Source organism: Acidithiobacillus albertensis (assembly GCF_001931655.1).
Classification (GTDB): Bacteria; Pseudomonadota; Gammaproteobacteria; order Acidithiobacillales; family Acidithiobacillaceae; genus Acidithiobacillus; species Acidithiobacillus thiooxidans.
Window position 1 is genome coordinate 1 of sequence record NZ_MOAD01000014.1, and the last position, 9160, is coordinate 9160.

At 43.5% G+C, this 9160-nt stretch carries 6 protein-coding genes and 3 pseudogenes; all 9 read right to left on the reverse strand.

Annotation, left to right across the window (positions count from 1 at the left end):
* Window positions 1-496, reverse strand: a pseudogene (locus tag BLW97_RS15715) (transposase); the annotation flags it as partial.
* Between the two features lie 106 nt (window positions 497-602).
* Complete coding sequence (locus tag BLW97_RS15720) at window positions 603-1646, reverse strand: NAD(P)-dependent alcohol dehydrogenase (RefSeq protein WP_075323862.1); 1044 nt, start codon at window positions 1644-1646, stop codon at window positions 603-605.
* Window positions 1647-1713: 67 nt separating this feature from the next.
* On the reverse strand, window positions 1714-2127 hold the full coding sequence (gloA, locus tag BLW97_RS15725; RefSeq protein WP_075323863.1) for a lactoylglutathione lyase: 414 nt from the start codon (window positions 2125-2127) through the stop codon (window positions 1714-1716).
* Window positions 2128-2362: 235 nt separating this feature from the next.
* Window positions 2363-2797: pseudogene (locus BLW97_RS15730) on the reverse strand (transposase); the annotation flags it as partial.
* 62 nt (window positions 2798-2859) lie between these two features.
* On the reverse strand, window positions 2860-4221 hold the full coding sequence (gene glnT, locus BLW97_RS15735) for a type III glutamate--ammonia ligase (RefSeq protein ID WP_075323865.1): 1362 nt from the start codon (window positions 4219-4221) through the stop codon (window positions 2860-2862).
* A gap of 40 nt (window positions 4222-4261) precedes the next feature.
* Window positions 4262-5002: a creatininase family protein gene (locus BLW97_RS15740; RefSeq protein ID WP_075323866.1), complete on the reverse strand. Its 741-nt coding sequence runs from the start codon at window positions 5000-5002 to the stop codon at window positions 4262-4264.
* Window positions 5003-5025: 23 nt separating this feature from the next.
* Entirely contained in the window at window positions 5026-5805 is a 780-nt protein-coding gene (locus BLW97_RS15745) for an N-acyl homoserine lactonase family protein (protein ID WP_075323867.1), read from the reverse strand.
* A 258-nt stretch (window positions 5806-6063) separates the two neighbouring features.
* Entirely contained in the window at window positions 6064-7233 is a 1170-nt protein-coding gene (locus BLW97_RS15750) for an aromatic ring-hydroxylating oxygenase subunit alpha (RefSeq protein WP_075323868.1), read from the reverse strand.
* A gap of 349 nt (window positions 7234-7582) precedes the next feature.
* Window positions 7583-9009 (reverse strand): annotated as a pseudogene (locus BLW97_RS15755) (IS3 family transposase); the annotation flags it as partial.
* Window positions 9010-9160 lie beyond the last annotated feature (151 nt).

Consider the following 9160-nt stretch of genomic DNA (forward strand, 5'->3'; position numbering starts at 1 on the left):
GTTGTACGCTCAAGGCTTCATAATCGGTGGCGGCGTCCCGGTAATATGTGCCGCGAGAGAGCATGAAGTAGATGATGCGCAGCATTTTGTGGGCCAAGGCGATAATGGATCGTTTATGACCTCGGCGCACGACCAGGTTCTGGAATTTGGCGCGCAGGGCGCATTGGGTGCGACTGGCGGCATGGGCGCATTCGCACAAGACGCGGCGCACGTAAGGATTCCCTTTCCGGGTGCGACCACTTTTGCGCTTACCGGCCGATTCGTTGTTGCCCGGACACAGACCGGCCCACGACGCCAGGCGATCGGCACTCCCGAAGGCCTTCATATCGTCCCCGATTTCCACCAGCAATAAGGCAGCAACTATGGTATCCACCCCGGGCAAGGTCTACAGCAAGGCCAGCGCATGCTGTTGCGGGGCCAAACCGTCCAGCAAGTAATCCTCGAAGCGCACGATCTGCGCTTCGAGGACTTCGATATGGTACATCGTTTCGCCCAGCGCTCGATATACCGGGTACTTTGTCCCTCTCTATTTTGGCGGGCCACCGTCGCTATGCCGACGTCATTACACCTCTAAATTGATCAAATCTGGCTGATATATACATCTATTTCAGGGTGGTCATGTCAATGACAAAACGATATTTCACGTCGCTTTTCAGCATTCTTTCATAGGCCGTATTGATATAGTCCATGGGAATTATTTCAATATCCGAACCAATTCCATGTTCTGCACAGAAATCGAGCATTTCCTGGGTTTCACGAATACCGCCAATGAGCGAGCCCGCCAATTGACACCGCTTGTATATCAGGTTGAATACTTCCGGAGAAGGATGGGCCTCTGCAGGAATGCCCACCAACGTCATGGTACCATCCCGCTTCAACAGGCTCAGAAAGGCATCCAGATTGTGGGAAGCGGCCACCGTATTGAGGATAAAATCAAAACTGTTGGCCTGCTCAGCCATCTGTTTGGGATCCGTGGAAATGCAGACCTCATCCGCACCCAGACGTTTACCATCTTCGATTTTACCGGGCGAGGTCGTAAATAAAACGACATGAGCCCCCATCGCATGGGCCAGCTTGACGCCCATATGACCCAATCCACCCAAACCGACAATACCCACTTTTTTACCTGGCCCCACCTGCCAATGACGTAACGGTGAGTAAGTGGTGATGCCCGCACACAGCAAGGGGGCCACACTGGCCAGATTTTTCTCGTCATGGAGGACTTTCAGTACAAAAGACTCCTTGACGACCACACTCTGGGAATAACCCCCAAACGTATTCTCCCCGCCAAATACCGGGCCATTATAAGTTAAGGTAAAACCATTCTCGCAATATTGTTCTTCACCATCATCACAGGCGCTGCAATGTCCGCAACTATCCACCATACAACCTACACCTGCTAAATCACCCACTTTGAAATTTTTGACCTGATCACCTACGGTCACCACCCTGCCGACAATTTCATGACCTGGCACTGAGGGATAAATGGTGTTTTTCCATTCATTACGGGCAGTATGTAAATCGGAATGGCAGACACCGCAGTAAAGAATCTCAATTTTGACATCATCCGGACCCGGCTGACGTCTTTCAATTTCGTACGGGGCTAAAGGGCTGGTGGATGATTGGGCTGCATAGGCTTTCGTCACGGTATCTCCTTATCGTACATATATACATATATAAAATCCAGACATGCTAGATCATCATTCTACTAATTTAAAATATAGAGGACTCTGAATTAATTTGTACTTTACTCTCCACCAACTCAATTTTATATCCATCAGGATCTTCTATAAATGCTATCACCTTAGTTCCATGCTTCATTGGGCCTGCATCACGGACAACTTTGCTGCCGAGCTTTTTTATCCGTAAGCATTCCTGTTTTGCATCGTCAACCTCAATAGCAATATGACCATAAGCTGAACCTAAATTATATGCACTTATATCCCAATTAAAAGTGAGTTCTATGGAACATCCTAGAGTTTCATCATTATAGCCAAGGAAGACCAAGGTGAATCTGCCATCAGGGTATTCATTTCTTCTCAATATTTTCATGCCAAGTAAATTAACATAAAAATTAATTGATTTTTCTAAGTCAGAAACTCTAATCATGGTATGCAAAACACGCATTGTAAATTTCTCCAATAACCTAAAATCATGTATCAGGGTATTTTAATGGTAATTAGACGCAGAATGAAGTTATTATGACCATTACTCATAATTTGGCTCATTACGGGCACACTAATGCTCTGATAGGATCAATTTTGGGAAAAATGTGTTTGTGTATCCAGGACGCATCAAGATTTTTTTGGATACGTTTGGCAGGGATCCAGTCAGCGGGCATGGTCTCTTTTCTTTGATCTGCCCCCCCTCGCGCCAGATAACCGTGCTGCAGAATTTGTTGCTCTACCGCCGCAAACAGGGCTTCGGCACCGGTTACCCCGATGTGGTTCTCAAAATGCCAGATCGTCGTGCGATCAGGCAGGCGAGCGGCATCCAGCAGGCCACAAAAACGTTGATAGCTGTGGCAATCCAAAATCTGGTATTCCATCTGTTCATCCGAGAAATTGTACGGGCGTTTCAATACCAAGATCCGCACCATGACCTCTGTGGGATAAGGCGGGTAGCCACCCTGGGGACTCACTGGTCGAGGATCCGCACCATCCACCTGTGATGCCAGTGCCGCAAAGTCGATGCAAGAGCAAAAGCGCAAGAGAAGATCATCTATTCGATAAGGTTTATATTGTTCAAGGTCTGTTGGAATCAGACGACTTTTAATTGCAATTTTTTTTGTCTTCATCTATCCTGTCCACTTGATGTTCAAATTTTTTAATGGGTATGCTTTTTAATCGAGTATCACTTTTAAAACATATCGCTATACCGTTCTATTTCCCATGTTGATATTGAGCGATGATACTCTTCCCACTCTTCTCTCTTGTATTTTACAAATTCGTCACGAAGATCTTTACCTATTGCTTTTTCTACAAATGGATCCTCAGCAAAATATTCTATAGCCTCTTTCAATGTCTGAGGGAGGAACGCTATACCACGCTCATTCCTTTCTAAATCAGAGATTTCATATAAGTTGTCATCATTTGCCATCCCTGGATCTAGCTTTTCTTCAATTCCTTCAAGTCCTGCAGCTAAAACCAATGCCGTAGCTAGATACGGATTCATTGCTCCATCAGCATTTCGTGACTCACAACGTCCACCACCGGATGGAATTCGAATAGAATTCGTACGATTGTTGGAGCCATAGGAATTAAAAACAGGAGCCCATGAAAAATAATTAGTCGAGCTTCTCTTAACTAACCTCTTGTAACTATTTACGGTCGGGGCGAGAACTGCACACAACGCCTTACCATGCTTTAAAACTCCTGCAATAAAATTATAGCCAACTGTAGACATTCCTATTCCCTGAGGGTCTTCATTAGAATCACACTGGAAAATATTATTTTTAGTATTGATATCATATAAGGACATATTAAGATGGGCTCCATTACCCGTTTTATCCGCAAATGGTTTAGGCATCATTGTTGAAAATAATCCGAGATCATTAGCATATTTCTTTGCCATCATCCTAAAAAATATAAATCTATCACATGTGGTAAGTGCGTCGGAATATTTAAAATCAAATTCGAATTGTCCATTTGCATCCTCATGATCAAATGAGTACAAATCCCAACCTAAAGTTTGAATTGAAGATGCCATCCTGTCCAGCCATGAAAAGCTACCTAAAAAACTATTAATATCATAACATGGCTTTTTAAGTTTATCATTTTTGTCATGCAAATTAAGTAATCCAGATTCACTTTTCTCAAGTAAGAAAACTTCGCACTCAATACCTGTGTTCATTCCATAACCAAGTTTCTCAGCTTTTGCAAGCTGATTTTTAAGAGCAACTCTAGTATTCAATTCATATGGGCTTCCACGAAATAAGTTGTCGGATGGAAACCAAACAAGTTTTTTATCCCATGGAACTTCTATCATGCGATTTAGGTCTGGTATAGATACAATCTCATCGTCATTTGGAGCCTGTCCAAGGCCGTCTAAGGCATATCCTGTGTATCTTTCTGAACCATCATTCATGTTCCTGAGATGCTCAAGTGGGACTACTTTTCCTTTAGGGGTTCCGTGTATATCAACATAAGCAGATATACAATATTTAACCCCCTTATTATTTAATTCCTGAATCAATTTGGATACATTATCTACGTTGCTCATATGTTACTCCATAAGTTAAAATAAAAATATTATGAATAATTTATCCTTGTAGTGGGGGACTTTCAGTCATGCCTTTTCTGATTATTTTTGCGAGATCACAAATCATCCAATCAAATAATTCCTCACCTTTTTCTCTGGTGGCCGCACTAGGTTTCCCTGTAACACCATTTATGCTCGTTTTATTTACGGGATGAGAGAATACTTTATCTATCGTTCGATCTTGATCGTCTGATGAATCTATTAATGAATGAGAAACGAGTTCGTCTGCAATTTTTAATATTATGGATGTCTCAGCATCATTAGCGTGCCAGTCATCACCATCTTTAATATGCATGTCATTAACTCTTTGGCTAATCCTGGAGGTGTCAATTAGACCTATCATATAATCGTCAAATTCTGATCTTAATATCTCCAGTGCACAACGTAATGGCGCATTATTAGTTACATGACCATTTATAATAAAAAGTCGTCTTACTCCACTAAAATATGCCCATCGTCCTATCTCAGTAATGAATTCGATCAAAACTACTGGACTAACAGCAATTGTTGAAGGCCATTTTTTGCTGTGGCCAATCGAGCAACCATAAGGTATAAGTGGAAGAACTGGAACTCCAGTAATATCAGAAACACTTTCACAAAGCTTAGAGACAATCACTGAATCTACCCCACATCCAAGATGTGGTCCATGCTGTTCAGTAGCTCCTACAGGAAGCATTGCTGTTCCATTTGACTTCTCTAGGCAGCCAACAATATCTTTATAACTTATATTTTGCCAAAGCATTAATAAATACCTTTTTATGATAATTAATTATAAAAATCAGGAAATGATTTTAATTTATGGAAGAAATTAAAATCATGGCTAGGCCATAGATATGCATGTTCTCTTTTTGATATTTCCTTAAGATTTTGTATGCTACTTATAGCGGTTTGATATTGATCATTCCAGCATAGTCCGGGAGCTATCTCTTCTTTTATGTTCTCCTCAAGATCAGCGGCATCACCACAAATAATTATTGGTTTACCCTTGGGCAATTCAATATGTAATGACATATGACCAGCAGTATGCCCAGGCGTTGATATTGCTTGTACTCCATCAGTAACGTTGTAATCACCATCCATTATTATCATCTTCCCGGACGTTAGTCGTGATATATCGTCAGAAAAGTAAACCGGTGTCATATTATCTCTTACGGATAAAATTTCTTTTTTCTGTATATGTATATCAGAATTTAGAAAGTCACCGATTCCTCCGACATGGTCATAGTGCAAATGTCCAATAAATATTAGATCGATATCACTAGGGCGTATACCAAGTCTATCAAGATAACTTGGTATACGTTGCTCCTGTGTCATTTGCGGTGGGCCATATGGGAAATCATTACTCTGAAAATATGTCTCAGATTTAATTACTTTATTATAGTCACAACCAACATCATAAAGAATTCGTCCGTTTTTTGTTTCGATAAGATAAGCTAAAATTGGTGCGGTTATAATTGTCCCAAACCCGTTGTTATGGGTTGACCATGACTTATCATATTTTTGAGTGCCCGTTAAAAGTGGTCTTACTGATAACACATCTGTCATAATTCACCCTACATATGTATCGCATGAAATAAACTGTTAAAAACAGTCAATATAAATATTTTAGCATTAACTGAGTTACAAAAAAACGGTTAACTTATTGTTACCTGATAATAATAATATCTTTTATAGTTGTGTTGTACAAGATATCATAATACAAAAAGGAAGAAATAATTTGTGCCATAAAATTCTTATAAGCATCAATAGCTGATTACATTTACAATAAATAACAAAACTACATTTGATGTTTATTTTTTGCTATCAACGTGACATGCAATCAGACAAGAAGCTATGAAACCTAAAAATTTGTCTTTCTGTGGGGAATAACCTTGATTTATCAGAAGCTGTGGTTATTTTATTTCGTATGCTACTATATACAGAGGCATTTATCTCCATATCTTCATTGTGAAACGATTCGAAAAGATTTATAGCCTTCTTTAGGCGCTCGTCGTAGTCATTATGACTCTTGTTTTTATTGCTTATCATAATTAATGTCGTCACCTCGCATTCACTGACATTTTTTGGAAGAACCCTGATCCAATATATACTATCCGGAAATGTTGCTATTAGAAATGCAGGGTACGCAACATACACCCATTGCTGGCAATTATCGTTTTCTAAAGGTAGGTTCTCTATTTTTTCGAATGGAAATATATCGGACTTTTCTTCTGTGTTTCTTTTATATTCTTCACCATATGGTGCTTTTGTTCTAACAAAGCTTTTATTGAATATATCTATCGTGGTGTCTTTTGATGGGAAGGCATATTCTAGAGTGTTTGAATGCGCTCCTATGTGGTGATAAAACTCAGCCCAATTCTCGACCATCACTTTCCAATTAAATTCTCCATTCCAGGTTCGCGAATACACGACCTCCATCTCATCAGCATGCCACGGAGATATTAAATCACTTAGGTTATTATAGGCACTACTCAAAGGTTCTGCATTTCCATCAATATTAACGAAGACAAAACCGTTCCATAATTCAGTCTTAAAATTAATCAAGCCATTTTCTGTGTGCGAGAAATTCCTTACACCCTCTGATTGTGGAGCGTATTTTAATCCACCAGATAAGTTAAAAACCCATGAATGATATGGACATGTTATTGATTTACGATTTTCCATGCATTTTGAAGCCAATAGATCCGCGCCTCTATGAGTACATACTCTAGACAAACATTTTATCTCGTCATTATCGTTTACCAGCAAGAATTTCTCACTGTATATATTAAATGGCAACATATCTCCATTATTAGGTAACTGTGATCTGTGTGCTATCGGAAGCCAAGATGCTGCCAAAACCTTTTTAAACTCAAGACTGGTGTATTCTTCATCGTAATATATTTCACGTGGCGGCATTTCAGATTCGTTCTCATCTTTACTCATTACTCGTGCATATTCTTTTAATAATAAATCTAGGTAATCACTTTTCATGTAATCGTCCCTCAATAATGTCACTTCATAAAAAATATGCTATGGCCATCGTATAATGGATCTCTCACGAGCAAGCATCAATCACTTCAAAAAACATGCAACTAACGTGCCACGCAACTCTAGTGCTTAATGTCTTATATTTCTATGTAATCTCTGGCTTCTCAATTGTCGCTATTCCGTGCGCACCATATTGGGGCCCCACCACTGTGCGTTTGCACCACAAGACTGCGCACTCACTCGCGATCGCATAATTCCGTCGATAAAACTAGTTATGCTCCCTAATTTCGCGATGTAGTAAGGCGAAGGCAGGTTCGGCGTCTGTCAAGGTAGTTGTCGCGTCACCCATTTCTTAAGTAACCTTTTTATCCTGCCGCTGCGGGTTCAGATCTACCGCACCGACGGGTGTCCAATTGCGTGTGTGGCCTGACCAGCGCGCTGGGTTTCTCGCCTTGGCCGCCTCATAGAGGTCATGGTGCCTCGTCAGCAGTGCATGATCCTCGCCCCGATGGCGCTGGGCGGGGGTGACGAAGCGAATGCGGCTGTGACGATGCTCATGGTTGTACCAGGCGATGAAGTCACGCACCCAGATCCGGGCAGCTTCAAGGCTTGCAAAGCCGCTTTCCGGCCACTGTGGGCAGTATTTCAGCGTCCGGAACAGCGACTCTGAATACGGGTTGTCATTGCTGACCCGTGGTCGGCCACGGGATGGCGTGATCCCCAGATCATAAAGCTTGGCCAGCAGGGTGGATGATTTCATCGGGGCACCATTGTCGGAGTGCAAGACCAATGGCTGCCGCCAGCATTGCTCCACCATAAAGCCCCTTTGGATGAGCGCAGCGGCATACTCGCCACTCTCCTCCGTATGGACCTCCCAGGCCACCGCCTTGCGGCTGTATAAATCCTCAAAGAGGTAGAGATAGTAGTACTGCCCCCGCACCGGCGACGGCAAGTACGTGATATCCCAAGACCAGACGGTATTGGCTGCGGTGGCCGTATGGGTGGTGGGTAACTTCCCTTTGCGGGGCGGGTGCGCACGACCCCGTCGTGCGTTCATACCTTCGGCCTTGAGGATCCGGTAGAAAGTGGACTCTGATGCCAGATAAACCCCCGCATCCGCCAGCCGTGGCACAATCTGGGTGGGTGGCAGGTGTGCGGCATCCGGACGATGACAGGCGTCCAGCACTTCCTGCACCTCGGCTTCACTCAGCTTGTTGCTGGGTGCCGGTCGTTCCACCGTCGTGCGGGCATCCGCCTTCACCATTCCCTGCTCCTCTGTCCATCGCTGGACGGTACGTAATGATAAGCCCGCTTCTGTGCTGGCCCGCGACCGGCGCGCACCACTGTCAGCCGCTTCCTGTATCCAGGCGATCAATTGTTGCCGCTCCAGGACCGGGGTTAATCTTCCCCGATGTCGTCCCCCCAGAGGGCGTTCAATTTTTTTCGCAAGATCAGCAGCGCAGCCGCCTCGGCTAAGGCCTTGTCTTTGCGACGCAGTTCTCGCTCCAACTCACGAATCCGTTTCTGGTCTGCACGACCTTGCGCACCCGCTGTCTGTTTCTGTTGGGTGGCGGTCTGCTGCCCAACGATACAGGCATGTTTCCACCCTTTTACCTGGTCTGGATACAGCCCTTTCTCCCGGCAATATGCGCTCAACTCCACCGCTGACAGCAGGGCTGTTTCCACCACCGCTGCCAACTTGGACTCGGCAGACCAACACTCTGCCGTCTTCTTGGTCACTGCACTCATCGTCCCACTCGCTATCGCCTGCTTACGCCAAGAGCTATGCTCGAAAGTGGTGTACGGGCGCGTTACAACTGGCTTGAATGAGGTGGCGTACTGTTGCTACAAAGGGTTTCCGACTCAAAGAGCAACATAAGGAGTACGCCGTGGAAAAGAATACCGTAATAGCAGGTGGGATGGGAGAGTT